General features: G+C 62.7%; 1 protein-coding gene. It reads left to right on the top strand.

Translation table 11 applies throughout. The annotated features are described in order from the left end of the window. Nucleotides 1-308 precede the first annotated feature (308 nt). On the top strand, nucleotides 309-563 hold a 255-nt coding region (locus tag SO139_RS46380; protein WP_498542178.1), incomplete at its 3' end, for a hypothetical protein.

The following is a 563-nucleotide window of genomic DNA, read 5'->3' as shown; positions in this document are numbered from 1 at the left end:
CAGTCCTGCCAACTAGACAGACTGAATCACTGGTATCTCTGAGTCGCAACCGCGGCCTTTTTCAACGGAATCGGCCCTTCTGCGACATCCGGGCACGTCCGCTATTGCGCCGTTGTGGGCGTAGAAGCGGACGCGTCATCGGGCTCCCGTAAGTGCCACCTCCCTCATAGTTGGCGCACGCCACAACAACCCCTGCCAAGTCACCTTAAGATCGCCCGCCGTTTGGCGCCCTCCACGAGTCCAGCCTTCGCCAAGCATGCGGCAGGCCGTACTCTGGCGGCATGGCACTCTTTCGACGAAAATCCCCAATGGAAAAACTCGAACACGAACTCGCGGCATTGCGCGCGCGCGCCGCGACCCTGCACAGCCGTCACACAGCCGCTGAAGCGGCCTCCGTTGACGCCGAAGCGAAGCTCCAGACCCACCTGCTGGAAGCCGACCTCAATGCCGAGGAAAAGGTGCGCGGCAAGCTGGAGGCGACGGTCACCTCTTGCACGTTGACGCGCGACAACTTCGGCAAGGCGATCGCCGCTCAGCAGGCGAAGATCGTCGAGGTCGAGGCC

This window comes from Bradyrhizobium sp. UFLA05-89, assembly GCF_059803475.1.
This window is presented reverse-complemented; position numbering and strand designations above follow the sequence as displayed.